This window comes from Halobaculum halobium, from assembly GCF_030127145.1.
In the GTDB taxonomy this organism is placed as follows: Archaea; Halobacteriota; Halobacteria; order Halobacteriales; family Haloferacaceae; genus Halobaculum; species Halobaculum halobium.
The window spans coordinates 760086-786315 of sequence record NZ_CP126158.1 but is presented as its reverse complement, the minus strand read 5'-3'; the positions used below and the strand labels follow the sequence as shown (position 1 = coordinate 786315).

The 26230-nt window shown below is 69.3% G+C and carries 26 protein-coding genes and 2 tRNA genes; 10 read left to right on the top strand and 18 right to left on the bottom strand.

Going from position 1 to position 26230, the window contains the following annotated elements:
• Positions 1–135: 135 nt before the first annotated feature.
• Positions 136–507: a thioredoxin family protein gene (locus P0Y41_RS04190; RefSeq protein WP_284062717.1), complete on the bottom strand. Its 372-nt coding sequence runs from the start codon at positions 505–507 to the stop codon at positions 136–138.
• Between the two features lie 134 nt (positions 508–641).
• On the opposite strand from P0Y41_RS04190, the gene P0Y41_RS04185 reads away from it, so the two are divergent.
• Positions 642–1613, top strand: a complete 972-nt coding sequence (locus P0Y41_RS04185) for a PLP-dependent cysteine synthase family protein (RefSeq protein WP_284062716.1) — start codon at positions 642–644, stop codon at positions 1611–1613.
• Between the two features lie 27 nt (positions 1614–1640).
• On the opposite strand, the gene P0Y41_RS04180 is transcribed toward P0Y41_RS04185, so the two are convergent.
• Both P0Y41_RS04180 and P0Y41_RS04175 read right to left on the bottom strand, forming a co-directional pair.
• The gene (locus P0Y41_RS04180; RefSeq protein WP_284062715.1) at positions 1641–2096 is read right to left on the bottom strand and encodes a DUF5804 family protein; all 456 of its coding nucleotides are present in this window, start codon (positions 2094–2096) and stop codon (positions 1641–1643) included.
• Between the two features lie 102 nt (positions 2097–2198).
• Positions 2199–4421, bottom strand: coding sequence for a thioredoxin domain-containing protein (locus P0Y41_RS04175; RefSeq protein ID WP_284062714.1), 2223 nt, complete (start codon positions 4419–4421; stop codon positions 2199–2201).
• 156 nt (positions 4422–4577) lie between these two features.
• On the opposite strand from P0Y41_RS04175, the gene purD reads away from it, so the two are divergent.
• Both purD and P0Y41_RS04165 read left to right on the top strand, forming a co-directional pair.
• The gene (gene purD / locus P0Y41_RS04170; RefSeq protein ID WP_284062713.1) at positions 4578–5864 is read left to right on the top strand and encodes a phosphoribosylamine--glycine ligase; all 1287 of its coding nucleotides are present in this window, start codon (positions 4578–4580) and stop codon (positions 5862–5864) included.
• A 276-nt stretch (positions 5865–6140) separates the two neighbouring features.
• Entirely contained in the window at positions 6141–6701 is a 561-nt protein-coding gene (locus P0Y41_RS04165) for an acyltransferase (RefSeq protein WP_284062712.1), read from the top strand.
• 45 nt (positions 6702–6746) lie between these two features.
• Here the strand turns inward: P0Y41_RS04165 and P0Y41_RS04160 are convergent, their stop codons facing one another.
• The 3 genes from P0Y41_RS04160 to P0Y41_RS04150 all read right to left on the bottom strand — a co-directional run bounded on the left by P0Y41_RS04160 (position 6747) and on the right by P0Y41_RS04150 (position 8761).
• Positions 6747–7616 carry a mechanosensitive ion channel family protein gene (locus P0Y41_RS04160; protein WP_284062711.1) on the bottom strand — a complete coding sequence of 290 codons (870 nt, stop codon included), beginning with the start codon at positions 7614–7616 and terminating at the stop codon, positions 6747–6749.
• Positions 7617–7619: 3 nt separating this feature from the next.
• Entirely contained in the window at positions 7620–8432 is an 813-nt protein-coding gene (gene dacZ / locus P0Y41_RS04155) for a diadenylate cyclase DacZ (protein ID WP_284062710.1), read from the bottom strand.
• Positions 8433–8676: 244 nt separating this feature from the next.
• A tRNA-Leu gene (locus P0Y41_RS04150) sits at positions 8677–8761 on the bottom strand.
• An 84-nt stretch (positions 8762–8845) separates the two neighbouring features.
• On the opposite strand from P0Y41_RS04150, the gene P0Y41_RS04145 reads away from it, so the two are divergent.
• On the top strand, positions 8846–9154 hold the full coding sequence (locus P0Y41_RS04145; protein ID WP_284062709.1) for a transcription initiation factor IIB family protein: 309 nt from the start codon (positions 8846–8848) through the stop codon (positions 9152–9154).
• A 72-nt stretch (positions 9155–9226) separates the two neighbouring features.
• Here the strand turns inward: P0Y41_RS04145 and P0Y41_RS04140 are convergent, their stop codons facing one another.
• From P0Y41_RS04140 to P0Y41_RS04115, 6 genes are all read right to left on the bottom strand, one after another.
• On the bottom strand, positions 9227–9454 hold the full coding sequence (locus tag P0Y41_RS04140) for a hypothetical protein (RefSeq protein ID WP_284062708.1): 228 nt from the start codon (positions 9452–9454) through the stop codon (positions 9227–9229).
• Positions 9455–9461: 7 nt separating this feature from the next.
• Positions 9462–9962 carry a phosphopantetheine adenylyltransferase gene (locus P0Y41_RS04135; RefSeq protein WP_284062707.1) on the bottom strand — a complete coding sequence of 167 codons (501 nt, stop codon included), beginning with the start codon at positions 9960–9962 and terminating at the stop codon, positions 9462–9464.
• 36 nt (positions 9963–9998) lie between these two features.
• Complete coding sequence (locus P0Y41_RS04130) at positions 9999–10526, bottom strand: winged helix-turn-helix domain-containing protein (protein WP_284062706.1); 528 nt, start codon at positions 10524–10526, stop codon at positions 9999–10001.
• Positions 10527–10643: 117 nt separating this feature from the next.
• Complete coding sequence (locus tag P0Y41_RS04125; protein WP_284062705.1) at positions 10644–11765, bottom strand: glutamate--cysteine ligase; 1122 nt, start codon at positions 11763–11765, stop codon at positions 10644–10646.
• 270 nt (positions 11766–12035) lie between these two features.
• Positions 12036–12716 (bottom strand): fibrillarin-like rRNA/tRNA 2'-O-methyltransferase, encoded by a 681-nt coding sequence (locus P0Y41_RS04120; protein ID WP_284062704.1) that lies wholly within the window; start codon positions 12714–12716, stop codon positions 12036–12038.
• On the bottom strand, positions 12709–13599 hold the full coding sequence (locus tag P0Y41_RS04115; protein ID WP_284062703.1) for an NOP5/NOP56 family protein: 891 nt from the start codon (positions 13597–13599) through the stop codon (positions 12709–12711). Before P0Y41_RS04115 ends, P0Y41_RS04120 begins: the two co-directional genes overlap by 8 nt.
• A 95-nt stretch (positions 13600–13694) precedes the next feature.
• On the opposite strand from P0Y41_RS04115, the gene P0Y41_RS04110 reads away from it, so the two are divergent.
• The 3 genes from P0Y41_RS04110 (at position 13695) to P0Y41_RS04100 (ending at position 15782) form a co-directional block, all read left to right on the top strand.
• A complete protein-coding gene (locus P0Y41_RS04110; RefSeq protein ID WP_284062702.1) occupies positions 13695–14897 on the top strand; it encodes a pyridoxal-phosphate-dependent aminotransferase family protein in 1203 nt (400 codons plus the stop codon).
• 72 nt (positions 14898–14969) lie between these two features.
• Complete coding sequence (locus P0Y41_RS04105; protein WP_284062701.1) at positions 14970–15197, top strand: hypothetical protein; 228 nt, start codon at positions 14970–14972, stop codon at positions 15195–15197.
• 78 nt (positions 15198–15275) lie between these two features.
• Entirely contained in the window at positions 15276–15782 is a 507-nt protein-coding gene (locus tag P0Y41_RS04100; protein WP_284062700.1) for a universal stress protein, read from the top strand.
• A 36-nt stretch (positions 15783–15818) separates the two neighbouring features.
• On the opposite strand, the gene P0Y41_RS04095 is transcribed toward P0Y41_RS04100, so the two are convergent.
• Positions 15819–17093 (bottom strand): MFS transporter, encoded by a 1275-nt coding sequence (locus tag P0Y41_RS04095; RefSeq protein ID WP_284062699.1) that lies wholly within the window; start codon positions 17091–17093, stop codon positions 15819–15821.
• A 155-nt stretch (positions 17094–17248) separates the two neighbouring features.
• Positions 17249–17322: transfer RNA gene (locus P0Y41_RS04090), tRNA-Lys, on the bottom strand.
• Positions 17323–17430: 108 nt separating this feature from the next.
• Here P0Y41_RS04090 and P0Y41_RS04085 point away from each other — a divergent pair.
• Entirely contained in the window at positions 17431–18903 is a 1473-nt protein-coding gene (locus P0Y41_RS04085; RefSeq protein ID WP_284062698.1) for a DHH family phosphoesterase, read from the top strand.
• A gap of 123 nt (positions 18904–19026) precedes the next feature.
• Here the strand turns inward: P0Y41_RS04085 and P0Y41_RS04080 are convergent, their stop codons facing one another.
• The 3 genes from P0Y41_RS04080 to P0Y41_RS04070 form a co-directional block, all read right to left on the bottom strand.
• Positions 19027–19320 carry a PRC-barrel domain-containing protein gene (locus P0Y41_RS04080; protein WP_284062697.1) on the bottom strand — a complete coding sequence of 98 codons (294 nt, stop codon included), beginning with the start codon at positions 19318–19320 and terminating at the stop codon, positions 19027–19029.
• Between the two features lie 120 nt (positions 19321–19440).
• Complete coding sequence (locus tag P0Y41_RS04075) at positions 19441–21711, bottom strand: LUD domain-containing protein (protein ID WP_284062696.1); 2271 nt, start codon at positions 21709–21711, stop codon at positions 19441–19443.
• Positions 21704–22258, bottom strand: a complete 555-nt coding sequence (locus P0Y41_RS04070) for a LutC/YkgG family protein (protein ID WP_284062695.1) — start codon at positions 22256–22258, stop codon at positions 21704–21706. Before P0Y41_RS04070 ends, P0Y41_RS04075 begins: the two co-directional genes overlap by 8 nt.
• 194 nt (positions 22259–22452) lie before the next feature.
• Between P0Y41_RS04070 and P0Y41_RS04065 the strand changes: the two genes are divergently transcribed.
• Together P0Y41_RS04065 and P0Y41_RS04060 are read left to right on the top strand one after the other, a co-directional pair.
• The gene (locus P0Y41_RS04065) at positions 22453–25551 is read left to right on the top strand and encodes an FAD-binding and (Fe-S)-binding domain-containing protein (RefSeq protein ID WP_284062694.1); all 3099 of its coding nucleotides are present in this window, start codon (positions 22453–22455) and stop codon (positions 25549–25551) included.
• Between the two features lie 72 nt (positions 25552–25623).
• Positions 25624–25827 carry a hypothetical protein gene (locus P0Y41_RS04060; RefSeq protein WP_284062693.1) on the top strand — a complete coding sequence of 68 codons (204 nt, stop codon included), beginning with the start codon at positions 25624–25626 and terminating at the stop codon, positions 25825–25827.
• A gap of 32 nt (positions 25828–25859) precedes the next feature.
• Here the strand turns inward: P0Y41_RS04060 and P0Y41_RS04055 are convergent, their stop codons facing one another.
• Positions 25860–26159, bottom strand: coding sequence for a HalOD1 output domain-containing protein (locus P0Y41_RS04055; RefSeq protein WP_284062692.1), 300 nt, complete (start codon positions 26157–26159; stop codon positions 25860–25862).
• Positions 26160–26230: the final 71 nt, after the last annotated feature.

Genomic DNA, 26230 nt, shown 5'->3' with positions numbered 1-26230 from the left:
CGGCGGTGTCACCGGGAGTTTCGCTGCTCGCCGCGCGGTCGTCGTCAGACCACGCCGTGGCTGGTGCCGTCTTCGGATAAGAAGTCTCGCGGCGACACCGTCCGATCGTCGCCGTTTCCAACTGTCCCCCTGCCCTCAGCCGTCCGCGAGTTCGCGTGCGAGAAACGTCGCGATGTCCGTATCGGCCGACTCCACGAACCGAGTGACCTCGTCGCCGTCGGCGTCGAACACGATCACCGTCGGGATGTACTCGACACCGTACTCGGTCATTCCCGGCCCTTGTTTCTCGCCGTCGACCTTCTCTACGGGGAACTGCTCGATGCGGTCGGCCGGGACGCCCGCGGCACCGAGTGCGGCCGCGAACTGGGGGAGCTGCTGCGTGCAGTCGGGACACCAGTCGCCGCCCCACACCTTGTACGTCAGCCCGTCAGCGCCGAGGGCGGCAGCGGTGTCCGGCTCGATCTCGGCGCCCGCATCGGGATCCATCGTCGAAAGCGTCGTGCTCATGTCTCTTCGTGGGTCGCACGCCGAGTTAAGCGCCACGCCGGCGGCAGCTCCGACAGCGCGTTCGTGCGCGGCGATCGCCCGAGGGCTTGCCGCTGACTCGGGAGCATTTACGCCTCACGCGAGTAGCGGGGGGTATGGACGATTCGGTACTCGACACCATCGGCTCGCCGCTGGTCAGGGTCGATTCGCCGCCAGGCGCGACCGTGGCGGCGAAGCTGGAGTCGCGCAACCCCGGGGGATCGGCGAAGGACCGCCCCGCGGTGCGGATGATCGAGCGCGCCGAGGCCGACGGGACACTGGAGCCGGGCGACACGCTCGTGGAACCGACCTCGGGGAACACCGGTATCGGGCTCGCGATGGCCGGCGCCGCGAAGGGGTACGACGTGACCGTCGTCATGCCCGCCTCGAAGAGCGAGGAGCGCCGCCGGATCATGGTCGCTTACGGCGCCGACTTGGAGCTGGTCGACGGCGGCATCGACGCCGCGAAAGAGCGCGCCGACGAGCTTGAGGCCGAAGGGATGGTGCAACTCCGACAGTTCGAAAACGGCGCCAACCCCGGAGCTCACTACGAGACCACGGCCCCGGAGATCCTCGACCAACTCGGGGGACGGACACCCGACGCGCTCGTCGCCGGCGTCGGCACCGGCGGGACGATATCGGGGATCGGGCGACGCCTCCGCGAGGACTTCCCCGCGATGGACGTGGTCGCCGTCGAGCCCGAGGATTCCGCGGTGCTCTCGGGGCGAAAGCCGGAGTCGGACTCGTTTCAAGGGATGGGTCCGGGATTCGTCAGTCCGAACCTCGACACGGATCTGCTCGACGGCGTGCTCACCGTCGGCCTGGACGAGGCGGAGGCCGAGTGCCGGCGGCTCGCCCGAGAAGAGGGGATCCTCGTCGGGCAGTCCTCAGGCGGCTCGAACCTCCGCGCCCGCGACGTGGCCGCCGCCTTCGCCGCCGGCGACGACCCGGACTACCACGACGTGGCGCTCGACGGCTGGCAACCGCGCGACGACGGCCACGTCGGCGTCGCCCGCGACGATCCGCTGGTACTCACGGTGTTCTGGGACTCCGGGGAGCGCTACATGTCGACTGGGCTGTTCGACTGAGGCCTGCGAGCGGTGGTCGCCGCTCGTTCACTCGTCGAACTCCCCCCGCGTGACTCGGACGCCGACCGTCTCCTCCACGTCCCGGAGGTCGTACTCCGGCAGCTCGGCGTCGTCGCTGCGCGCGAGGAACATCGGCTCGACGAGCCGACCGTCGTCGAGGCCGTACAGCTTCAGGAAGCGGTCGGTCTCCTCGCGGCGAACGGCGTCGTTGCGGACGGCCGTCGCCAACGGCCGCGAGAGCCACTCGTCGTCGGTGATCGACGGCTCCTTGATCAGCACCTCGTCGACGAAGCGAACGAGGTACCAGTTGAGGTCGTTACACAGCGACACCGCGGCGCCGAGGCTGACGGTGTCGAGCGCGATGGCGTTCTCGAACGGGGAGCGGAGGTCGTACGTCGCGAGCGCCTCTCGCGCCGTCTCCCGCGAGAGCAGCTCGTACCGGAGGTCGGCCTCGAGGTCGCCGACGAGACAGACCGTGGTCATACCTCCGGGTTGCCGCCGCCGGGCAAAGCGGTTACGCTCCGCGTACGCCACCGGCGTCAGCGCCGAGTCCGGGTCCGGATCCGGATCCGACGCGCGGCGGCGCTAGTCGCCGGCGGCCCACTCCAGCGCCGCCCGCAGATCGTGGTTCGGCGGCGAACAGGTGAAGTCGCGGCAGGCGTACGCCGTCGGCGCGCCGTCGCGGGCGTCGCGCCCGTGCCAGATCGGCGGCACATCGGCCAGCCCGAGGTCGTCGACCCACGCCGCGACGCCGTCGGCGGTCGGTGGCCGCGGTGCCACGACGACGCCGGGGAGGTACCGACTTGCGAGCGTGTCTCGCCACTCCTCGGGCACCCCGTCGGACGCGAGCGTGAGTTCGAAGGGGCCGCTCTCGGCGCGGGCGGCCGCGAGTGCCAGCGTGACGTGTTCCAGCGGCGACGCGGTCACGTCGTCCGCGTGGGTCGCAAGCGCGTCGCGCGCGACTTCGGCGAACGCCTCGTCGGGTGCGAACAGGTCGAGATCGAGCAATAGCCGTGTCGCGACGCCGAGGCTGGACGGAGTGGAGGCGTCCGTCGGCTCCTGCGGCCGCACGACGAGCTCCTCACCGTCGGCCGGCGTGGAGTAGATCGTCGCGTCGTCGGCATCGTAGAACGCCTCGACCACGGTTCGACCGAGATCGAGCGCGAAGCCGAGGTGACCCACGTCGCCGGTAACCCCGTACAGATCGAGCGCCGCCCGTCCCAGGTAGGCGTAGTCCTCGAGGTAGCCGACGCCCTTCACTTCGCCCTCGCCGACGGCGTCGCCATCGCGCTCGATGTATCGGCGGCTGAGCCGCTCGCCGTCCCACAGGTGCTCTCGTACGAACCCGAGCGCGTCGGCGCCGCGCTCGGCGAGGTCCGGATCGAGGGTTCGACCGGCAGCGGCGAACGCCGAGACCGCGAGACCGTTCCACCCCGCGAGCACCTTTTCGTCCCGGGGCGGCCGCTCGCGTGTCGCTTCGCGATGGTCGAACAACGCCGTCCGCGCCCTCATCAGCCGTTCGCGCACGGTCTCGACGGGCAGGTCGTACGCGTCGGCGAGCTCCTCGACCGGGGCCGCGCGGGTGAGCACGGTCGTTCCGCGCTCGAAGTTGCCGCCGTCTTCGACGCCGAATCGGTCGCACACCAGTTCGACGTCGTCTGACTCGAACTCCCGATCGGCGGCTGCGAGCGCCTCCGCGACGGACTCCGGCGTCCAGACGTAGAACTCCCCCTCTCCCTCGCCGGAGTCGGCGTCGAGCGTTCCGTAGAAGCCGCCGTCGGGGTGGGACAGCTCCCGATCGAGGAACGCGAGCGTCTCGCGGGCGACGGTCGCGTATTTCGGCCGACCGAGCAGGCGGTGGGCGTCAAGGAAGACGCGCGCCAACTCGGCGTTGTCGTACAGCATCTTCTCGAAGTGGGGGACGACCCACTCGCGGTCGGTGCAGTAGCGGTGGAAGCCGCCGCCGACCTGGTCGTAGAGCCCGCCGTCGGCCATCGCGTCGAGCGTCTCGACGGCGACGTTCAACGGCTCTTCGCGGCCACTTCGCGCGGACGCCTGCATGAGGAGGTCGATCCGCCCGGTCTGCGGGAACTTCGGCCCCTGGCGGCCGAAGCCACCGTGTTCGCGGTCGGCGCTTCGCAGCGCCGCCGTGACGGCGTCAGAGAGGACGTCGGCGTCCGGGAGGCCGCTCCGTTCGCCGTCGACCTCGGCTCTGTCGGCCGATTCAGCGGCCGCTCCGACGCCGTCAGCCGCCTCGGGCGTGTCGCCGTCACCACCGGTCGACTCCAGTTCGTCGCGGGCGGCGGCCGTCCACTGGTCGGCGCGCGCCTCCATGTCGGCGCGCTGGTCGGGGTCGTTCCACGAGTTCGCGATGTTGCGGCACACTTCGAGGAACCCCGGCATTCCCTGACGGCCGTCGCGCGGGAAGTACGTCCCGACGTAGAACGGCTTCCCCTCGGGCGTGAGCCACACGGACAACGGCCAGCCGCCCCGGCCATTGACGAGTTGGTTCACCGTCTGGTAGATCCGGTCGAGATCCGGTCGCTCCTCGCGGTCGACCTTCACCGGGACGAACTCGTCGTTGAGCACGTCCGCGACGGCCTCGTCCTCGAACGATTCTTCCTCCATGACGTGACACCAGTGACACGCGGCGTAGCCCACCGACAGGAAGATCGGCACGTCGCGCTCGCGGGCCGCCGCGAGCGCGGCGTCGTCCCACGGCTGCCAGTGGACTGGATTGTCCGCGTGTTGGCGCAGATACGGGCTGGCCTCCTCCTCCAGCCGGTTTCGCGCCGTCGGATCGGTCATTATCAGGCGGTCGGCGTCGGGAGGGATAAGCGGGACGGCCGCGGGTCGACACACACGCGAGACGGCGTGTCGACACGAGATAGCTATCCACGTGTGTGGATAATACGAGGCGCTGAGAGAGTAAGGTTTACACTCCGATGTATTATCCAGTCGACCATGTCCGAGACAGTGCTCCTCGTCGGCGGCGGCGGCCGCGAACACGCCATCGCCCGCGCGGTTGCGGACGACGCGACGCTGTACGCCTGTGCCGGCAACCGAAACCCCGGGATCGCCTCGCTCGCGTCCGGGTTCGAGCAGATAGACGAGCGAGACGCCGACTCGATCGTCGACTACGCGGCGGACGTCGACGCGGACCTCGCGGTGATCGGCCCCGAGTCCGCCTTGGAGGCCGGAGTCGCCGACGCGCTCGACGCCGCGGGCGTGTACACCTTCGGTCCGCGCGCCGACGAGGCGCGCATCGAGACGGACAAGGCGTTCCAGCGGCGGTTCATGTCGGAGCACGATATCCCGGGGAACCCGGACTTCGAGACGTTCGACTCGGCGGATGCGGCCGCCGAGTACGTCGCGGAGTACGACGGCGACGTGGCGGTCAAGCCCGTCGGGCTCACCGGCGGGAAGGGCGTCCGCGTAACGGGAGACCAGCTCACGACCGAGGCGGCCATCGAGTACATCCGCGACGCCGAGTGGGACGAGTGGGTGATCGAGGAGCGCCTCGTCGGCGAGGAGTTCACCGTGCAAGCGTTCGTCGCGAACGGTGAGGTGCGCACGACGCCCGCGGTGCAGGACCACAAGCGCGCATATGAGGGCGACGAGGGGCCCAACACCGGCGGGATGGGCAGCTACTCGGACACGGATCTGACGCTGCCGTTCATGACCGACGCGGACTACGACGCCGCCGTCGAGATCATCGACGCTGTCGTCGACGCGCTCCCCGAGTACAAGGGCGTCCTCTACGGGCAGTTCATGCTCGGCGCGGACGGGCCGAAGGTGGTGGAGTTCAACGCCCGATTCGGCGACCCCGAGGCGATGAACACGCTACCGGTGCTCTCGACGCCGTTCCTCGACGTGCTCACGGCGGCCCGTGACGGCGAATCGCTGCCCGACCTGGCGTTCTCCGGGGAGGCGACGGTTTGCAAGTACGCGGTCCCGGCCGGCTATCCGGTCGAGCCCGACGCAGGCGCTCGAATCGAGGTCGACGACTCCAGCGTCGGCGACGCGCTGCTGTTTTACGCGAGCGTCGACCAGCGCGAGGACGGGCTGTTCACGACCACCTCGCGGTCGTTCGCTGTCGTCGGCCTCGGCGGTTCCATCGCGGCGGCGGAGGCGGACGCGGAGGCCGCGCTGTCGATGATCGACGAGGGATTCCACGTCCGACACGACATTGGAACCGCCGAGCTGGTGCAGTCGCGGATCGACCACATGGCGGAAATCCGCGGGGAATAGTCGGCGGGTTGCGCCCCGAGAGCTGTTCGGCGTCCTCGGGTCGGGCCTCTGAACGGTTCAAGCTGTCCAGACGCATCGCTCCCGCTCGGCTGCTGGCGAACACGTGACGCATCACGGCGGGGGTCCGGATCGCTCGCGTCACGAGTTTCGCGGCGCGGTCCGGGGCGGTGTTCACCGCACGAGTGCGCTGGCCCCGTGATCGGTGAAGAACTCTCGCCCGTGCGGTCCGCCGCGAAACGCGCGAGATTCATTACCGCCGGCGCCGACGCGTCTGGTGTGAGCGACGACGACGCCGACGGAGAGGGGGCGCCTGCGCGCTACGACCGGCTGGAGCGACATCCGACGCCGGACGGGCGCAACTCCCTGCGCCACTGGACCGACGCCAAGTCGCCGATCAGGGTCGCCGTCAACTATCTCGTCGTCTGGCTGATCCGGATCTCGCCGAGCCTCCGGCTCAAGTCCTGGCTCCTCCGCCAACTGGGCGCGACTGTCGGAGAGGGGGTCTCCTGGGGGCTAGAGGCGACCCCGGACGTGTTCTGGCCCGAGCGCGTCGCGCTCGGTGACGACGTGATCGTCGGTTACGACTCGGTGTTGCTGTGTCACGAGTTCCTCCAGGACGAGTACCGCCTCGGCGACGTGGTCGTCGGCGACCGCGCCATGCTCGGCGCGAAGGTGACAGTGTTACCCGGCGTCCACATCGGCGAGGACGCCCAGGTCGCGGCGAACTCCCTCGTCGCCGCCGACGTCCCACCGGGCGCGACGGTCGCCGGCGTCCCGGCCGAACCGGTCGAGCGAGGGGAGCGCAGCGCCGACGGCGACGAGTCGCGCGAGAACTGAACTGAACTGAACCTGCCGCTCGCTGCTCCGGGCTGCACGCCCCGACTATTCGCGGAGCCGGACAACGCCCTCGGTGAACGCCCGACGGTTGGGAACCACGTACTCCGCACCCTCGCTTTCCACGTGAGTGACGAACACGCTCACCTCTTGAACGACGCCGTCCGTGTCGCCGATTCGGACGCGGTCGCCGATGCTGTACGGCTGCTGGAGCAGGAGGTAGAAGCCGGCGGCACCGCACGCGAGCAGGTCGCGGAAGGCGAGCCCGCCGAACAACACCAGCGCGAAGCCGTAGGTACCCAGCAGGACGACCAGCGCCGCGGTGTCGACGCCGATCTGCCCGAGCGCGACGAGCACCGCGATAAACACCACCGACCACTTGGCGATCGACGGGACGATTCCGGCCTGCGGGAGCTTCACGCCGCGCAGGCGGTCGTTGATCAACAGTTCGACCTTATCGCCGACGACGAGACCGACGATGAGCACGAGAACGGCGAGAAACAGCGAGGGGAGAAACTCGGCGGCTTGGTTCCAGAACGTCGAAATGTAGCGCACCCGGGCGATGGTGAGCGCGACGATGAGCCCGAGGATGAAGATGAAATACCCCGAGAGGTTCGCAACGAGCGAGACGGTTGAGGTGCCGAACTCACGAGCGGTCCGTTCGAACGCCGTCCCCTCGATTGTCTCCGGAACGCCGGCGCCGACGAGGATCCGACGGTTCACGCGAACGACGAGGTAGCCGAGGAACGCGGCGAGCACGATCACGCCGAGCGCCAGCCACAGGCGCGCAGGAAGGCTCGTCAGGGCCGACCGGACCGCGTCGCCCGGCGATTGAAGCGGCGGTGCAGCGGTCGTGACGGCGCTCAACGCGGTCCACGGCGCACGCTCAGCGGCCAGTGTGAGACTCGCATCGGTCATGCGTCAGTACTCCTCCGGGTCGAGTTCAAGCACGAGGCGACCGCCCTTGAACGCACGGACGAGCCCGTCCGATTCCGAGAGCACGATCGCGATCGCGTTCGTGTCGCGGGTGATCGCGCCGCCGGCCATGTGTCGCGCGCCCAGCCCTTTCGGGATGTCGACGCCTTCAGCTCCCGGCTCCAGGTAGCGGTAGGCGGAGACGATCTTCCCCGAGTCGCTGATGACGAACGCGCCGTCGAGCCGGGAGAACTCCTTGAGCATCACGTTCACGATGGGGTCGCCGACGTGGACGTGGCTCTTCTCGAAGGGGTTGTAGCTCAGCGGCCGGGACTTGTTCATCACTTTGCCGGCGTCGCCGACGACGAACAGCGCGCCGACGGGCTTGCCCTTCTGGCCTTTCTTGCCCAGTTCGATCGCCACGTCGAACACGTCGCGCACGACGTTCGGGTCCGCGCGAGAGTTGGCGAACAGGTCGTAGATACCCGAGTGCATCGACTCGGTGACGGGCGTGCGGATCACGCCGTCGATCGGGTCGTCGAACACGCCGACCGCGCACGCGACCACGTCGCCTTCAACGCAGTAGCCGTGGTCCATCGCCCCCTCGACGCCGAAGCGGATCCGGTCGCGGACGTTGTCGAATTCCAGCGGAAGTTCCACGTAGCGGTCCGCGTCGTGGTCGTTCTCGGGCGCGACGACGACGGCCTGCTCGCCGTCGAGCTCGCGGAAGTCCTCGTACGTCGATCCGTTCGGTGAAAAGAGGAACACCCCGTCGACGTCCGCGACGAGGTCGACGAGGAGATCGGCCGAGGTAGTCATAATGTGAACATTTCGGGGCCTGTTGATATCGGTTTCGGCACCGTCGTGCGGCCGTCTTGCATTCGGCCGTCGCGACCCGTCCCCTTCGTCCCCGTTCTGTTCGCCGCCCTATCAAGGTGCGAATGCAACGATCGTCGCGACGCACTGCGCGGGACCGGATTCGAACCACGGTCGTTCCGCTCACCTCCTTCGCCTCACTCCCTGCTTCGAATCCGTCCTGCTCGTTCGTCGCTGCGCTCCTCACTGCGCGGGACCGGATTCGAACCGGCGGACCTCTACAGGACAGCGTCCTAAGCGCTGCGCCGTTGGCCTGGCTTGGCTACCCGCGCTCGCCACACAGTATCCAGAATCACGGTAAGTAGCTGTCGGACCGGGGCGACGATTTATCAGCTCCCGCCCCGAATTCGGCACCGATGTACCGCGCCAGCGACGAGGTGGAACACGAGGAGTGGCTCGCCAGACTCCGACGCGCCGCCGAGTCGCTGGAGCTCTCGCCCGAGGCCCGCTCAAACGCGACCGATATGTTCCTATCCGCCGTTCCCGAGGAGGATCGGTCGAAACCTGCGATGGCCGCGGCTGCGCTGTACGCCGGGGCGCTCATCGCCGGCGACGAGCGCCCGCAGACCGCGGTGGCCGATGCGATGGACGTCACCAGGCTCTCGGTCCAGCAACACTGGAAGGGCGTGCTCGAGGACGCCGGCTTTCGACCGCCGTCGTGGTGACGTGCCGAGCGGAGACGACCGCAGCGGAGGGGCGGGCCGGCCGCGGTTCGGTCCGGTCAACGGGATCGCAGGCTACTCTGTGAGCAGCCGGTAGGCGAGCAGCGCCAGTCCCGTGAAGCCGATCAGTTGGCCGAGTAGGAACAGGGCCCCGCCGACGTAGGCGAGTTCGCTCCCCGGGTCTCGGCCCGCCAGGCGGATCGCTTGATAGCCGAGCAGGAGCGCGACGACACCGACGAGGATCAACTGCGTCGCTCGCGATCGCCGCGCCAGCCAGCCGGCCGCGGCGTCGGCACCGGCCATTACTCCGTCACTCCGCGTCCGGCGGCTCCGTCCCGCGTCCCTCGCGGTCGGGCGTGAGAGTCCCGTGCCGGTCGATCTCGCCGCGGACGATCCGCGTCGACGAGATCCGGTCGCCGTCCTCGGCGGGCACGTGGTCGACGACTTCGATCCGGAGGCTTGGCAGCCCCTTCTGCTCGCGGATCTCGTTGACTCGCTCGGCTCCCGACTGCGTCTCCGGGGAGACGATCAGCGCGTCGAACCCCGGCTCGACGGCGATTCCGGTCGGCTTCGTCAGTTCGCGGATCTCGTATCGCTGTCCGTGTTCGGCCGCGAGCGGTGCGAGTTCGTCGTCGAGGTCGCGCTTGCGGTCCGCGAACGCACGGACGTACCGATCCGTGTGGCGGGTCTTCGGGGCGAGTTCGTCGGCGGTGAGGCCGACGGTGAGGTCCCCGAGCTCGAACGCGCGCTCGAACAGCGCGCGGTGGCCGTCGTGGACCGGGTCGAATGTCCCGCCCAGCGCGACGTTCATACCCGGGCGTGGATGCCCCGACACCTAAATGCGACGTTACCCGTCCTCCTCCCGATCCGTCTCGACGGAGATGCTGACCGGCTCGGCCGTCTCCGTCGCGGACGCCCCGTCGCCTGTCAGCCGGGAGTCGAGCGTGAACACGGCGTTCAGCTGGTCTTGTACCTGCCCGACCGCGCCCTCGACGAGCGCGGCGGGCTCGATCGCCTCGTACTCGTAGGGATTATTCCCTGCGCCGGAGGACTCGCGCTTCGTCCGAGTGACCGTCTCCTCGTCGTGAAGCTCCGCGAGCGCCTCGCGCACGGTGCTGGGGTAGAGCCCGGTTCCGTCGGCGACTTCCTCGCTCGTAGATCCGGGGTGCTCGCGGAGGTACACGTAGATCCGCGCCCGCGTCTCGGTGTCCAGCAGCCACGCCAGCAGATCGACGATGCGCTCGTCGAAGCCGTCAGCGACGTCGCTCGCACCGGACTCGAGCCGCTGAGCCGCCTCGCGAAGCTCCTCTCTGGGGGCGTTTTCGTCGTCACCGTCAGACTCGCCGCCGTCTTCGGGGGCCTCGTCGGTAGCCATGTGTCCTATTTCGCCGGTCAGAACTCCGCAGGGAAAACCCCGTCGCCGATCCCCGCGGCGGCGCCCGATCCGCTGTGAGTCGATCCGTCCGAGTCTACTCGGCTCCGACTCCGCCGCCTACGCGTCGTGCTCGTCGATCAGGAGATCGCGACACAGGGCGTCGATGCCCGCGTCCTCACGGATCCGACGCTGGCGTGCGGCGCCCGACTCGCGTTCGAACAGGAACCGCAATCCCTCGATGTCGAGGCGGTCACACTCGCGGTCGACGACCGTCGCCAGGTCGACGACAGAGTCGCCGTCGCGGTCGACGAAGTCGGCCTCGCGTCCGTGCCGCACGGCCCGCCACTTGTTCTCGTCGAGTAGCTCCCGGCGAAGTCCTCGCTCTCCGTCGGCGGTGGCGTCGCCGGCCGTCGGATCGGATTCGTCCTCGTAGCGCTCGGCCAGATCGACGACGAGCGCGTGGACGTACTCCACGAACGCGCAGACGATGTCCGGGTCGGACTGCCCGTCGGGCGTGCGCACCTCGACGGTGCCGTGTCCCGTGTGCGGACGCACGTCGAACCAGACTTCGCCACGGTCCTCGATCGAGCCGTGCTCGACCATCTGTCGCTCGAAGCGGTCGTACGCCTCGAAGTCCGCGAAGTAGCCGGGCATCCCGGTGTTCGGGAGGGCCTCGAATACCTTCGCCCGTGCGGACGCGAGACCCGTGTCGAAGCCGTTCCAGAACGGCGAGTTCGCCGATAGCGCCAACAGCGGGGGAAGCGACCAGCGCACCTGATTGGCGATCCACGTCGCTTTGTCCGCGTCGTCGACGCCGACGTGGACGTGGAGGCCGGCGGTCGTGTTGCGGTGTTGCGGGTACTGGATCCGGTCCAGCTGCGATCGGTACCGGGGCTTTTCGGCGTGGTCGAGTTCGCGCCAGACCGCCGCCGGGTGGAGTCCGGCGCCGGCAACCTGCAGGCCGTACGAGTCGGCGTGGTCGACGAGCGCCTCTCGAACGTCGACGACGTGGTCGCGGACCGCTCCGGAGTCTTCGATCAACGGCGTCTGGGTCTCGATGACGAATTTAAACAGCTCGTGATCGATGCGGCCCGCGAGCGGCTCGGGTGGCTCGCGATCCCCGTACACGAGCTGGTCGCTCCCGGAGGTCGGCCGCCCCTCGCCGTCGACGACGTAGAACTCCTCTTCGACCCCAAGCGTGCCCATCCGCTCGAACGGCGACGCCGAACCCGTGTCCATCGCAGACGGCTTCGGCGTGCCGTGATAAATATGTCTGGAAACCGGGGGCGAATGACGGGTCGCTGTCGTGACGGGGTCGAGGGGCCGAACGTTCAAATCGGATCCCGCGACCACCGTTCACCGGACGCATCTGCGTTCGGTCGCGCCCGTCCACGCACAGGTTCAAGGAAGCGCGCAGGCGCAAAGCGAGGGGCCGGACGCGCAGTCCGCGTCGCCGTGCGTCGGCACGGCCGAGCACCGATCGCGATGTACGCGTCGAGAGCGACCGGGTTACCGCGGCGTCGCGACGACGCCGAGGTGGTCCTCGTGGAAGCGGTCGAGCCGACGCGTCTCGACGATCTCGTACGCGTCCGTGAGTTCCGCGAGCACCTCGTCGAACACGTCGTCTGGAGCCGCGGCCACGTCCTCCGAGCGCGCCTTCACCGCCAGGATGAGTCGACCGTCGTCGGCGAGGAACCGTCGATTTCGAACGGCGACGGCCGCTTGCCCGCGCGTGGCCACGTCCTGCACGAGCACATCGCAGTCGGCTTCGACGACGTGCGCGTACGTCTCTGGCCGGCGGGCGTCCTTGAGCAGCGGAAAGAGCGTCGGACGCGACTCGCAGACGTCGAGCAGGTCGCGAACCGGCCGCGGCGAGAACTCCACGGCGTACGTCGGCCCGGCGAAATCCGCCACGTGACTGACGGTGGTGCCGTTCGCGGCACCGAGGTACAGCACCGTCTCGCCGCCCACGAGGCCAGTGTTCATCCCGAGTTCGAGCATCCCACCGAGCTTCGAGCGGGCGGCGTCCCACGCGCGCCACTCGCCGTCGGTCGGCTCGCCGTACACCGGCTCGCCGCGGGTCGACAGGCGCGCCCGACCGTCGAACTCCCGGCGTTCGACACCCGCGGGAAGCGACTCACCACCGTCGGGAGCGCCGTTTCGGCCACCAGCGCCCGCGTCGTCACTCATCTGTGGCCCCCCCGTCATCGCTGGCAGCGCCACCATCGCCGGCACGGGCGCGGATCGTCCGCATCCGGTCGTCCAACTCCGCCTCCAACTCGGGGCGGTAGTCGCCGGAGTAGTGGTCGATGCGGGCGGCGATGCTCAGCTTCCCGGCGAGTGCGCGGGAAGCGGAGCCGCGGTCCTCGGGTCGAGTACCCCGGACATACTCGTGAGTGTAGATGACACCGTGTTTCGGCGACGATCCGTGTCCGCGTAGATGCGCGAACAGCGCGTCCTCGGCGCCGAGCACCTGCACCGTCCCCGAGGGTTTCTTCGCGAGCGTCTCCAGCCCGCCGGCCAGCGAGATGAGGCGCGCGGCGAGCACGGGGCCCGCGAGCGCGGCGAGGTTCGGCGCGGCGACGGGGGCGCGCGACTCGATGAACGTCTCGAGTTCGTCGGCTTCGCTGTCGAGATCGACGACGCGACTCGCGAGCGCGATGACGCGCTCCTCGGCTGGCCCCTCCGAGTCGCGCGCGGCGAGGTCGTGACAGCCGTCGACGCCGGTACCGGCGTCGGGGAACAACGTCCCCGCCCACTCGGCGACGCGTTCGGCGAGTTCGTTGGCGACGCGTTCGGCGTCGTCCATCGCGCGCACCGCATGGAGCAGTTGCCTGTCGTCGGCGCGCTCGCGCTCGTCCACTGCTGCACGCGCAGCCTCGACGGTGGTGTCGCGGAGCTTCGCGTAGTAGTTCTCGTCGTCGGTTGCGAAGCCGGAAGCGACCGCGAGCGCGGGCCAGTCGGCCGGCGTGTCGGCGTCGCCGTCGCGGACGCGGTCGGCCGGCGGGTTCTCGTCGCCGCCGGCGAACCACGCCCGGGATGCGGTCTCCGGAACACTCTCGTCGGTAGTCATGCACGCTCGTTCCCCGCGCCGGTTCATGAGCGTTGTCTCCGCGGCTCGCAATGCGAACCGAGCGGCCTTTGACTGCGCCGGTGGACTTCACGGGCATGCACCAGCCGGAACTCGACGAGATGAACGCGCCCGAGGTCGGCGAACTCACGCCCCCGTCGCGAACCCTCATGGGGCCGGGCCCGAGCGACGTTCACCCGCGCGTCCTGCGCGCGATGAGCACGCCGCTCGTGGGGCACCTCGATCCGTCGTTCATCGAGATCATGGATGAGACGCAAGCGCTGCTCCGGTACGCGTTCCGAACGGACAACCAGTGGACGATACCCGTCTCCGGTACGGGCTCGGCGTCGATGGAGGCCGCCATCGGAAATCTCATCGAGCCCGGCGACACGATGCTGGTCCCGACGAACGGGTACTTCGGCGGTCGGATGGCAGAGATGGCCCGGCGCGCCGGCGGCGACGTGGTCGAGGTCGACGCGCCGTGGGGCGAGCCGCTCGCCCCCGTCGACGTGCAGACCGCGTTCGACGAGCACCAGCCCGACGTGTTCGGGTTCGTCCACGCGGAGACCTCGACGGGCGTCCGCCAGCCTGCCGTGCCGGAACTGACGAGCATCGCCCACGACCACGACGCGTACGTGATCGCCGACTGCGTGACCTCGCTGGGCGGCGTTCCGCTGAAAGTCGACGACTGGGACATCGACGCGGCGTACTCCGGCCCTCAGAAGTGTCTGTCGTGCCCGCCGGGGGCGTCGCCGCTGACGCTCAACGACCGCGCGATGGACAAGGTGCTCTCGCGCGAGGAACCCGCGCGCTCGTGGTATCTCGACCTCTCGTTGCTGGAAGGATACTGGGGCGAAGCGCGCGCGTACCACCACACCGCGCCGATCACGAACGTCTACGCGCTGCGGGAGGCCCTGCGTCTCGTCGCCGAGGAGGGGATCGAGTCGCGCTGGGCGCGCCACCGATCGACCGCCGGCGCCCTGAAGGCGGGGGTCGAGGCGATGGGTCTCCGACTGAACGCGGCCGACGAGTACTGGTTGCCGAGCCTCAACGCGGTTCGCGTCCCCGCGGGGGTCGACGACGGCGCGGTCATCTCGGATCTGCTGGACGGCTACGACCTGGAGATCGCCTCCGGACTCGGCGACCTTGCGGGGGAAATCTTCCGCATCGGCTGCATGGGTCACTCCGCGCGCCCGGCGAACGTCTCGCTGCTCGTGTCCGCACTCGGGCAGACGCTCGCCGAACACGGCGCCGACGTCGACGTCGGCGCTGGCGTCGAGGCGACCGCCGAGCGGCTGTAACGACGAGCCAGGGGCGCCGTCGCCGACTCGGCCACCGAGTTCAAGTGGCCGGGACGGCCACCGGTCGCCTGTATGGACGAGGTACTCGAGGCCGCAGAACTGGTGGCGGACTCGGAACTGGAGGGGGTAGTCGTCTGGCTGTTCCGCGTGATAGGTATCCTGCTCGCGCTCGCCGGCGTTGGGCTGTGGCTGTTCACGCAGTCCGGACTGCTGTGGCTCCCCGCGATCCTGATCGCGGTCGGCGTCCTTCTCGCGGTGATTCCCGGCGTGCTGTTGGAACTGCTAGAGCTGTTCGGGTAGGGAGCGACGTTCGATCGGTCCCGCCAACGGAGACCCGCCGGGCGCTTTTTGCCAGTGGCGCGCCAACAGGCAGCTGACATGTACGAGGATATCCTGCTGGCGACGAACGGCGGCGTCGCCTCGATCAACGCCACCGAGCACGCACTGGACCTCGCCGCGGATCGCGCCCGACTGCTCGACGACCTGGACATCGCCGTCGACCGGGAGGCGACGTTGCACGCGCTGTTCGTCGTCGACGAGGCGGCGATCACGACGTACTCCGGCGACGAGTACGTCGACGGCCACGAGGGGCCGGAGTACGGCTTCGAAGAACTCGGCGAGGAGACGCTCGATGACGTGCGCGAGCGGGGGACCAGCTCGGGCGTCACCGTCGAAACTCACCTCCGACACGGCACGCCGGACGAGACGATCCTCGCTGTCGCCGACGAGGTCGACGCAGACCTCATCGTGGCGGGGAGCCAACGCCGGCCCGACGAGTACCGCATGCTCGTCGGGAGCGTCACAGAGCGCGTCGTGCGCGCCAGCGACCGCCCGGTTCTCGTGGTGAAGACGCCGGTCGACGAAAAGGGCGAGCCGATCGCGTGAGCTGGTCGCCGTCTGCGAGTTCGATCCCGACGGGGCCTACCACTCCCTGAGCGCGCTCGCCCCGTGGTACCGCCGGAGCACGCCGAGGAACGTGAGCGCCCCGAGCACGGCGAACCCGCCCCCGACAAAGAACACCGACTCCATCCCGACACTCCCCATCAGCCACCCGGCAGCGACGGGGCCGACGACCGACCCGGGGCGCCAGACGAGCTCTCGGATCCCGAAGCTCGACGCGACGCCGTCGCCGTCGCTCCCCTCGTCGGCGAACAGCGCCATGCTCGCGGGCTCGCGGAAGCTGTCGGCGATCCCGAGTCCTGCGTTCAACAGCAACAGCGGGAGAAACGCGGCCGAGACGGCTCCGAGCACCGGCAGCGTCGACGGAAGTCCGAGCATGTCGCCGAGGGCAGGCGTGAACGGCACCAACACCGCGACGACGCCGTAGGCGCCCCCGCCGGCGAAGACGAACAGCGCACGCCCGCTCGCGTCGGAGAGCCGTCCGGTGTACGGTTGGAGCAACATGTTCGTGAACTTCTCGGAAACCGTGATCACCGAGACGGCGAATGCGGGCATCGCCAGTCCGCCGCTGGCGGCGGCGTAACCGGCGAACACGGGGATCCAGTTGCGAACGAGCGTCACCGCGACGGAGTACTGCGCCCGAAAGGAGGTGAGCGTGAGGATCCGGCGGTTGAGCGCGAGGTCGGCGAACGGAAACCCCTCGACCCGGGTCTCGTCAGCAGACAGGAGCAGCGCTGTCGCGAGGAACGTGAGCACGTACAGCCCGGTGATCAGAAGGAACAGCTCGCGCGACCCGCCGAAGTAGTCGTAGAGCGCGCCGGCCGAGAGCCCGCCGACGATCGACGCCGCGAACGAGGCGGCGTTCGCCCGGCCGATCCGACTCGCGCGGGTACCCGTTGTCGCGAGTTCGCCCACGAGTCCGAGCGTCATCAGCCCCATCCCGGTGAAGACGACGCCCTGCATCGCCCGCACGGCGAGCAGCCCGGAGCCGTCAGTGACGACGCTGAACGCCGCGTACGTCGCGATTCCGATCACGAGCGTTCCGAGGAGCACGATCCGCTTGTCGTAGCGATCGCCGGCCCACGCGAGCGGGACGACGGCGACGGTTTGCGCGAGCGTGTAGGCGGTGTACAGCAGACCGAACGCGACCCCGTCGATACCGAGATCGGTCGCGATTTTGGGGAGCACGATGATGAGCGCGATGCTCCCGAAGCCGCCGGCGAACCGCGAGAGATACAACGTCCAGAACTGGAGCCGAGAGACGGAGCCGTCGGCGGAGTCGGCGGAGGAGCTCATGTCCTCGGCTTCGCGTGGGCGTTAAAATGAACGTCGAACGCGAACGGTCGTTAGCGAACGGGTGTTAGCTGACCGTCGTCACCCGTTCCTCGACAAGGCCGAGAGAGCGCTCAGTCTCGCCGCAGCAGCCGCTCGTCACGCTGTGCCTCGTAGAACGGGCTTGGAGGGAGTTGAACCCCCGACCGACGGATTAAGAGTCCGTCGCTCTCCCTGACTGAGCTACAAGCCCTTGCGTTCCAAGGATGCGAGGGTACGGTAAAATGCCTTCCGTTTCGCCGAGAGCGACGCGGCGACGAACATCACCGCTTAAGTGCCGTCCGTCCGGATTTCGCTCCACATGAGCACCGGGGTTACCGTCTCGTCGATGTCGACGTACGCCATTCTCGGCTGCGGGAGCGTCGGACACGCAGTCGCCGACGCGCTGACCGCAGAGGAGAAGGACGTGCTGATTCTCGACAAAGACGAGTCCCGGGTGGAGGCCCTGCGCGATCAGGACCTGAACGCCCAACAGCAGGACATCGCCGACGAAGGCGTCGTCGACGCGGTCGCCGACCGCAACGTGATCCTCATCCTCTCCTCGGACGTCGACGCCAACAAGGCGGCCGTTCGCGCCATCCGCGAGCGCGACGGCGACCAGTACGTCGTCGTCCGCGCGTCCGACCCGGTCAGCGAGGACGAGCTCGCAGATCTCGGCGCCGACGTGGTGATCAACCCCTCCACCGTCATCGCCGACTCCGCGCTCCGCTCGCTGGAGTCCGGCGAGTTAGAGTACAAGGCCCGCCAGCTCGCGGACATCTTCCGCGAGACGAAGGGGACGCTCGCGGTGCTGGCGCACGACAACCCCGATCCCGACTCCATCGCCGCGGCGGTCGCGCTCGCGGCGATCGCCACCGAGTACGGCGTCGAGGCTGACATCCTCTACGACGGGGAGATCGGCCACCAGGAAAACCGCGCGTTCGTCAACACCCTCGGGATCGATCTCCACCCCCGCGACGACGCGCGGCCGCTCTCGGAGTACGGCGCACTCGCGCTCGTCGACTATGCGGAGGCCGGCGGCAAGGAGATCGACGCCGACGTCGACGTGTACATCGACCACGACGAGCCCGAGACGGTGATCGACGCGACGTTCACCGACATCCGCAAGAACGTCTCCTCGACGTCGACCATCCTCACGAAGTACCTCCAGGAGTTCGATCTCTCGCCCGACGAGACGGTCGCCACCGCGCTGTTGTACGGCATCCGCGCGGAGACGGTCGACTTCAAGCGCGACACCACGCCGGCGGACCTGACGGCGGCCGCGTACCTCCACCCGTTCGCGAACCACGACACGCTGGAGGACGTGGAGTCGCCGAGCATGAGTCCGGAGACGCTTGACGTGCTCGCGGAGGCGATTCAAAACCGCGAGGTCCACGGCAGCCACCTCATCTCCAACGCCGGGTTCGTCCGCGACCGCGAGGCCCTCGCCCAGGCGGCCCAACAGCTGCTCAACCTCGAGGGGATCACGACCTCCGCAGTCTTCGGCATCGTCGACGACACGATCACACTCGCCGCGCGCTCGAAGGACATCCGGATCAACATCGGCAACGTCCTCCGCGACGGCTTCTCGGGCGTTGGCGAGGCGGTCGGCCACGCGAAGCAAGGCACCGCGGAGATCCCCCTCGGCCTGTTCACCGGGATCGAGACGACCGAGTCGAACCGCGACACGCTGCTCGCGCTCTCCGAGGAGGCCGTACGAAAGAAGCTGTTCGACGCGATGGGCGTCGAGAGCACGGCCGGCACCGGCTCCGCCGAGTCGTCCAACGGGTCGTAGCGTCGGCGGTCCTCGTCGCGTCGGGAGTCGTCTATCGCGTCAGCGATCATCGCCGCTCTCTCGGTGCAACTGCGTTGCTTCTGAGAGCGCGCTCTCTACCGCCCCCGCCGTCGGAACCGCCGACTACGCGGCCGCTTCTTCGCTGTTCTCGTCTTTGAGGCGCTCGATGGTGTCGTTGATGAGGATCACGTCGCCGACGGCGCGCACCCATCGGTACGGGATCATCACGCCCTTTCCGGGTTCGATCCGACTCGTGAACAGTTCGTCGCTGAGTTGGGACAACGCCAGCCCCGTAACCACCTGCGAATCGAGGTCGAGGCGGACGTCCTCGACTTCCCCCACGAACACGCCGTTGTTGGAGTACACCTCCCTCCCCACGAGAGTCGTGATCTCCTGCGGCGCAGCGTCTGCGTTCATGTCTCGTGGATCGGCGGGGCGGGTCTTAAAATCGTTCCTCCGGGGGACACGCGCGTCTGACGCGGGGCGGACGACCGGTCGGTGCCTCGGTCCGGGCGTCGCGTCCGAACGCACCGAGCGCTACTCGCCCGGCGCGATCGCCTCGATCGGGTGCTCGGCGGGCGACCCGAGGAGCGCGTCCAGCTGTTCGCGACAGGAGGTCCCCGACGCGAGCACGCGCTCGGCGTCGCCGAACTGCTCGGACAGCGGCTCGCCCACGTCCATCGACAGCTCGTAGTACTCGGACTTGTAGCCGAAGCTCCCGGCCATCCCACAACACTCCGTCTCCGAGGTGTCGACCTCGTAGCCGAGCCGCTCCAACACGGCGACGGTGTACGGCTCCAGATCGAGGGTCTTCCCCTGGCAGTGGGGGTGGTACGCGACGCGCGCCCGTCCGCCGGCGTCTTCGGCGGTCGTCAGCCCGCCCGGATCCGCACCGTTCTCCAGCAGGCCGTACACGTACTCCAGCACCTCGAAGCAGCCGTCGGCGACGCGCTCGGCGTCGTCTGCGGGGAGCAGCCGCTCGTACTCGCGCTCGAACGCCGCGAGGTCGCTCGGCTCGATCACGACCACGTCGCGACCGGCGTCGACCTCCGGGAGGAGGGCGTCGCGACAGCGCTCGGCCTTCCGGCGCGCCGTCTCGACCATCCCCTGCGACAGTGGCGCGCGGCCGCTGCCGACCGCGGTCGACTCGGGAACCGTCACTCGGACGCCGAGCGCCTCGAGGGTCCGGACTGCGGCCCTCCCGCGGTCGACGGCGACGTGGTTCGTGTACACGTCGGGATAGACGACGGCCTCTCGGCGCGCCAGCCCCTCGCTCACCCGCGGGCCGCCGCGCGCGTCGAACCAGTCGACCAGCGTCTCACGTTCGAACGCGGGGAGATCGCGCTCGCGGGTGATCCCGAGCCAGCGGTCCATCGCCCCGCGAACCGGCCTCGCGTTCGCGACGAGGTTCGACAGGGGCGCGGTCGCGCTCCCCAGCTTCGCCAGTGTCTCGAAGTTGCCGAACAGCCGTTTCGCGGGGTCGAGGCCGGCCGGTTCCTCGTCGGGTGTGAGGCCGTCGACGAGAAAGCCGACGCTCCCGGACCCCTCACCGTCGGCGGCGTCGCCGCGGTTGATCCGGTCGCGAACGACGGTGTTGATCCAGGGGATGTCGATCTCCACCGGGCACGCGGGGACACAGCGCGAGCACCCCGTACAGAGGTCGTTGAACTCGGCGGCCGTGTCGAGTCCCTCGACGCCCGCCTCCCAGCCGGTGGCGATGCCGCCCGAGTACGTCTCGCCGCCGAACGCGTGGCCACCGACCGACTGGAAGTTGCCGCACGAGTTCGAGCAGGCGCCACAGCGGATGCAGTACAGCGTCTCTCTCAGGTCGTCGTCCTCGCGCAAGTCGAGGCGACCGTTGTCCACGAGCACGAGGTGGAACTCGCGGTCCGGATGCGGGTCCGTGGCGCCGTCGCCGCCGGCGGCCCCGCGCTCGGCCACGGGCGAGTCCGCTTCGCCGAAGTCGACGGGCGGCGACGAGACCGGCGGCGTCAACAGCGACACGTACGAGGTGATGTCCTGTCCCGTCCCGGAGCGCCCGATGAGCTCGACGAACGGCGCGAGATCTTCGACGGTCGGGATCACCTTCTCGACGCCCGCGACCGCGACGTGCGTGTCGGGGACGACGGCGGTCTTTCGGGCGTTGCCCTCGCTGGTGACCAGCGCCAGCGTCCCCGAGTCGGCCGCGAGGAAGTTCGCTCCGGTCACGCCGACCTCGGCCTCCCGGATGTCCGCAAGGAGCTTCTCGCGGGCGAACCGCGTCAGTTCCTCGGCGGTCTCGGGGCGGTCGTCGTCGTCGAGGCCGAACGTCTCGGCGAACAGGTCGGCGATCCCCTCTCGCGACTTGTGGACCGCGGGGCCGACGATGTGGCTCGGCGTCTCGTCGGCGAGTTGAAGCACCCACTCGCCGAGATCTGTCTCGGTGACTGCGGCGCCGTCGGCTTCGAGGGCGTCGTTCAGGTCCAGTTCCTCGGTGGTCATCGACTTGCTCTTGACGACGTTCCCGCCGTCGACGACCTCGCGGACGTAGGCGTTCGCCTCCGCCGGGTCGGCGGCGACGTACAGGTGCCCGCCGTTCGCCTCGACCGACTCGCGGAGCTCGTCGATCAGTTCGGGGATGCGCTCGATCGCGTCTTCTTTGATCGCCCGCGCCGCCGATTTCAGCGACTCGTAGTCATCCAATTCCCGAACCGACTCGTAGCGACCGCGGTTGAAGCCGCGGGTGTTCTCGGCGACGGCGTCGCCCTCGGTGTCGAGCAGGTGGCGAATTCGAGCGGCTGTCTCGGCCCGGGACTTGGACTTACTCACGGCTGTCCTCCTCGCTGTCGGGGCCGCTATCGTGCCCGTCCATCTCCTCCGCTTCCTCTACGAGGACGATCTCCACCGCACGCGGACCGTGCGCGCCGATGACCAAGTCGCCCATGTCGGCGGTCGCAGAGGGGCCGGTCGCAAGCACCGCGCTGGCGCCGTCGCGGAGGCGGTCGCCGAGCCGTTCGATCGCCTCGCGCATTCCGGGCACCACGTCGCCGGCGCGGACCACGGCGACGTGGCGCTCGGGGAACAGCGACACCGCCTCGCTGCCGGCGGCGTCCGATTCGAGCACGACGCTCCCGTAGTCGGCGATCGCGAGGCGCGCGGCGGTGACGCCCGTCTCCGCGGCGTCCAGATCGGCGGGCGTCGGGTCGGTCGCGACGGCCTCGGGGAGGTCGAGCCCCCACGGCAGCGCGACGCCGACGGCGGGCGCCTCGACGAGACGCGCGATCGTCGCCGTCACCTCCTCGGGGGCGACACGGTGGACGGTCGCGTGGTGGCGCTCGGCGCTGTCGACGAACGCCGAGAGCATGTCCGCGGACATGTGGTGTCGTTGTGAACGCCCCGGCTTGTGTGTTGTGTTACCACACACGAGCCGCGCTCGTGTCGCCCGCAGCGTCGCTACTGCTGGGGGCGGGCACCGGTGCGGAGAGACGACAGCCGAGCGCGGGACGGCGGACGCCCGATTGCTCTGTTCCGCGGGCTTATGTGACTCCCACGCGACCCACCGACAACCAGATGTCTTCCGACGCCCCGTCGCCGCCGGACGGCGGACCGGACCTCACGAGCGCCGACTACGACTACAGCTCCGAAGACGTGTCGGAGCCGGGGCTCGTCGCGGACCTGGAGGAGCTCGTCGACGGCGACGTGCGCTTCGACACGTACTCTCGACAGCTGTACGCGACAGACGCCTCCGCGTACCAGCAGACGCCCATCGGCGTCGTGCTCCCCCGCCACACCGACGACGTGGCGGCGGTGATGTCCTACTGCGCGGAGCGAGAGATCCCGGTGCTCCCGCGCGGCGGCGGTACGTCGCTGGCGGGCCAGTCGGTGAATGAGGCCGTTGTCCTGGACTTCACGCGCCACATGAACGAGATCCGTGCGTTCGATCCCGACGCCCGGGAGGCGACCGTCGACGCCGGCTGCATCGTCGACGAGCTCAACGAGGCGGCCGAACCGCACGGGCTGAAGTTCGCCCCGGACCCTGCCTGGCGCGACAAATCCGCGATCGGCGGCGCGATCGGCAACAACTCGACGGGATCGCACTCGCTGAAGTACGGCAAGACCGACGCGTACGTCGAGTCGTGTGAGGTCGTGCTCGCGGACGGCTCCGTCGAGACCTTCGGCGCGATCGAGGTCGCGACGGTGCGAGAGGAGGCGGATCCCGAGGGCGACCTCCTCGAACGGATCTACGCCGAGGTCGTCCGGATCCTCGACGAGGAGGCCGACGAGGTGACCGCCCGCTATCCGGACATGAAGCGCAACGTCTCCGGATACAACCTCGACGTGCTCGTCGAGGAGGCGCGCGGGGAGTGGGACGCGGGACCCGCCTCCGAGGAAGCGAGCGGGACGGGACAGGGCGTCGGCGCCGACGAACCCGACGAGCCCGCGACGGTCAACCTCGCACGGCTCATGTGCGGGAGCGAGGGGACGCTCGGAATCGTCACGGAGGCGACCGTCTCGCTCGTGCCGATCCCCGAGACGAAGGCGGTCGCGCTGCTCACGTACGACTCGCTCATCGACGCCATGGACGACGTGCCGCGCATCCTCGAACACGACCCCGCGGCCGTCGAGGTGATGGACGACACCTTCCTCGATCTGGCCAGAGAGACCGCCGAGTTCGGCGACGTGGTCGGGCTGTTGCCCGACGGCACCGACTCGGTGCTCCTCGTGGAGTTCTACGCCGAGGACGACGCCGACGGGCGGCGGACGGTGGCGGACCTCGTCGCCGACCGCTGTCCGGGGACGGAGACGACGGTCGAGCCCACGGACGCCGGCGTCGACGCCGGCGGCGAGACGGTCGCGACGCACGCGCTGGAGGCGCACGACCCCGAGCGGCGCGCGACGTTCTGGAAGATGCGCAAGGCGGGGATGCCGATCCTGCTCAGCCGCACCTCCGACGCGAAGCACATCTCCTTCATCGAGGACTGCGCGGTGCCTCCCGAGCACCTCGCGGACTACGCCCGCGACTTCCAGGCGTTGCTGGACGAGGTCGGCACGTTCGCGTCCTTCTACGCCCACGCCGGCCCGGGCGTCCTCCACATCCGGCCGCTGGTGGACACCAAGACCGTCGACGGGCTGGAGCAGTTCGAGCGCATCGCCGACGGCGCGAGCGACCTCGTCGTGAAGTACGGCGGCAGCGTCTCCGGCGAGCACGGCGACGGCCGCGCGCGCACCCAGTGGAACCGCAAGCTGTACGGCGACGACCTGTGGGCCACGTTCCGAGACCTGAAGACGGCGTTCGACCCGGACTGGCTGCTCAACCCCGGGAACGTCTGCGGCGACCACAGCCTCACCGAGCACCTCCGGTTCGACCCGGAGTACGCCTTCGACGCCGGCTTCGAACCGGAACTGCACTGGGACAACGAGAACGGCTTCCAGGGCATGGCCGAGCTGTGTCACGGCTGCGGCGGCTGCCGCGGCGGCCAGTCGACGACCGGCGGCGTGATGTGTCCCACCTTCCGCGCGGCAGACGAGGAGATTCAGAGCACGCGCGGCCGGGCGAACCTCCTTCGAGGAGCGATGTCGGGCGACCTGCCGGCGGACCCCTTCTCCGAGGAGTTCGCGAGCGAGGTCATGGACCTGTGCGTGGGCTGCAAAGGCTGCAAGCGAAACTGTCCCAGCGGCGTCGACATGGCGAAGCTGAAGGCCGAAGTCGCCCACGAGCGCCACGAGCGCGAGGGGCCGAGCCTCCGCGACCGCCTGTTCGCGAATATCAACCTCGTCTCTCGCGTCGGGAGCGCGCTCGCACCCGTGTCGAACCTCGCGACGAGCCTCCCGGGCGCCGGTCTCGTCGGGGAGAAGCTGCTCGGTGTCGCCGCCGAGCGCGACCTGCCGGCGTTCCACCGAACCACCCTCCGCGACTGGTACGACGCCCGCGGCGGCTCCCAGATCACTGAGGCCGACGCCGAGCGCGTCGCCGTTCTCGTCCCGGACACGTACACCAACTACAACCACCCCGACGCCGGCAAGGCCGCGGTCCGCGTGCTCGAAGCGGCTGGCGTGCGAGTCGAACTTGCGGACGTGGAGGACACCGGCCGTCCCGCCCACAGTATGGGATTCCTCGACACCGCGCGCGAACGGACCGCCGAGGCGGTTTCGGATCTCTCTCCCCGGATCGAACGCGGCCGCGACGTGGTCGTGGTCGAACCCAGCGAGGCCGTGATGCTCCAGTCGGATCTGCTGGATCTGCACGACTCCGAGGCGGCCGCCCGGGTCGCCGCCAACAGCTACGGCGTGCTGGAGTACGTCGACGCCTTCCGACTCGACGAGTCGATGGACCTGGGGGGCGAGGGCGCGCTCGCCTACCACGGCCACTGCCATCAGAAGGCGACGAAGAAAGACCACCACGCGGTCGGGGTGCTCCGACGAGCGGGCTACGAGGTCGACCCGCTGGACTCCACCTGCTGCGGGATGGCCGGGAGTTTCGGCTACGAGGCGGAGCACTACTCGATGAGTACCGCCATCGCCTCCATCCTCTTCGACCAGGTCGACGACAGCCCCGGCGAGGAGGTCACCGCCCCCGGCGCCTCCTGTCGGTCACAACTCGCCGAGCGCGACGGCGCCGACGGGGACCCGCCCCACCCGGTCGAGAAGGTGGCTGCGGCGCTTCGGTAGCTCGTCGTCACCGTCCACTCGGTCCGCTCCTCGCCGCGATACTGTTAACAGGAGTCGTACCCAGCCGTCGGTATGAACCGACTCATCGCCCTCCCGCTGTTCGGCTTTCTCACCGTCCTCACCGCGTTGTATCTCACGGGATCGCTCGACGGCGTCCCGTTCGCCGACCGCGCTGCGGGACTCGTCTTGGGGCTGTTCGCCGTGGTCGCGCTGATCGCGGGGTACTCGTTCGGGCAGGGGTACCGCGCGAACGACGAGGAAGAGAGAGCTGACTGAGCGCAGTCGGCCGCACCGCGACCTACTGGCGCTCAGAAGCGGTTCGGGAAGACGCTGGCGTCGACGAGGACGGTTCCGTCGCCCTCGACGACGATCGCGTGGTCGCCGAGCGGGAACTCGAGGCGCCAGTCGGTGGCGTCGTGACGCGCGAGCGATTCGAGCGCGTCGGCGTCGATCGCTTCCTCGATGGTCGCGTCCAGATCCACGGGGTCGACGCCGTCGACCGCCGCGACGGCGCGAACGACCCCCGAGACGGCTCCCCCGTCTCGGGGGGCGTCGATCGTGTCGTGGATGCCGCTTTCGGTGTCTTCGAGCACTGATGGCTGTGTCATCGTTGGTTCGTGGGTCGGACCGCCTGCGAGGCGCGGCGACCGCGACACAGGTGACGACCCCGTACCGCGAT

Bases quoted from the DNA above. Each gene is read 5' to 3' on its own strand.
- P0Y41_RS04190 (WP_284062717.1), bottom strand. From the start codon at position 507: ATGAGCACGACGCTTTCGACGATGGATCCCGATGCGGGCGCCGAGATC.
- P0Y41_RS04185 (WP_284062716.1), top strand. From the start codon at position 642: ATGGACGATTCGGTACTCGACACCATCGGCTCGCCGCTGGTCAGGGTC.
- P0Y41_RS04180 (WP_284062715.1), bottom strand. From the start codon at position 2,096: ATGACCACGGTCTGTCTCGTCGGCGACCTCGAGGCCGACCTCCGGTAC.
- P0Y41_RS04175 (WP_284062714.1), bottom strand. From the start codon at position 4,421: ATGACCGATCCGACGGCGCGAAACCGGCTGGAGGAGGAGGCCAGCCCG.
- purD (WP_284062713.1), top strand. From the start codon at position 4,578: ATGTCCGAGACAGTGCTCCTCGTCGGCGGCGGCGGCCGCGAACACGCC.
- P0Y41_RS04160 (WP_284062711.1), bottom strand. From the start codon at position 7,616: ATGACCGATGCGAGTCTCACACTGGCCGCTGAGCGTGCGCCGTGGACC.
- dacZ (WP_284062710.1), bottom strand. From the start codon at position 8,432: ATGACTACCTCGGCCGATCTCCTCGTCGACCTCGTCGCGGACGTCGAC.
- P0Y41_RS04145 (WP_284062709.1), top strand. From the start codon at position 8,846: ATGTACCGCGCCAGCGACGAGGTGGAACACGAGGAGTGGCTCGCCAGA.
- P0Y41_RS04140 (WP_284062708.1), bottom strand. From the start codon at position 9,454: ATGGCCGGTGCCGACGCCGCGGCCGGCTGGCTGGCGCGGCGATCGCGA.
- P0Y41_RS04135 (WP_284062707.1), bottom strand. From the start codon at position 9,962: ATGAACGTCGCGCTGGGCGGGACATTCGACCCGGTCCACGACGGCCAC.
- P0Y41_RS04130 (WP_284062706.1), bottom strand. From the start codon at position 10,526: ATGGCTACCGACGAGGCCCCCGAAGACGGCGGCGAGTCTGACGGTGAC.
- P0Y41_RS04125 (WP_284062705.1), bottom strand. From the start codon at position 11,765: ATGGACACGGGTTCGGCGTCGCCGTTCGAGCGGATGGGCACGCTTGGG.
- P0Y41_RS04120 (WP_284062704.1), bottom strand. From the start codon at position 12,716: ATGAGTGACGACGCGGGCGCTGGTGGCCGAAACGGCGCTCCCGACGGT.
- P0Y41_RS04115 (WP_284062703.1), bottom strand. From the start codon at position 13,599: ATGACTACCGACGAGAGTGTTCCGGAGACCGCATCCCGGGCGTGGTTC.
- P0Y41_RS04110 (WP_284062702.1), top strand. From the start codon at position 13,695: ATGCACCAGCCGGAACTCGACGAGATGAACGCGCCCGAGGTCGGCGAA.
- P0Y41_RS04105 (WP_284062701.1), top strand. From the start codon at position 14,970: ATGGACGAGGTACTCGAGGCCGCAGAACTGGTGGCGGACTCGGAACTG.
- P0Y41_RS04100 (WP_284062700.1), top strand. From the start codon at position 15,276: ATGTACGAGGATATCCTGCTGGCGACGAACGGCGGCGTCGCCTCGATC.
- P0Y41_RS04095 (WP_284062699.1), bottom strand. From the start codon at position 17,093: ATGAGCTCCTCCGCCGACTCCGCCGACGGCTCCGTCTCTCGGCTCCAG.
- P0Y41_RS04085 (WP_284062698.1), top strand. From the start codon at position 17,431: ATGAGCACCGGGGTTACCGTCTCGTCGATGTCGACGTACGCCATTCTC.
- P0Y41_RS04080 (WP_284062697.1), bottom strand. From the start codon at position 19,320: ATGAACGCAGACGCTGCGCCGCAGGAGATCACGACTCTCGTGGGGAGG.
- P0Y41_RS04070 (WP_284062695.1), bottom strand. From the start codon at position 22,258: ATGTCCGCGGACATGCTCTCGGCGTTCGTCGACAGCGCCGAGCGCCAC.
- P0Y41_RS04065 (WP_284062694.1), top strand. From the start codon at position 22,453: ATGTCTTCCGACGCCCCGTCGCCGCCGGACGGCGGACCGGACCTCACG.
- P0Y41_RS04060 (WP_284062693.1), top strand. From the start codon at position 25,624: ATGAACCGACTCATCGCCCTCCCGCTGTTCGGCTTTCTCACCGTCCTC.
- P0Y41_RS04055 (WP_284062692.1), bottom strand. From the start codon at position 26,159: ATGACACAGCCATCAGTGCTCGAAGACACCGAAAGCGGCATCCACGAC.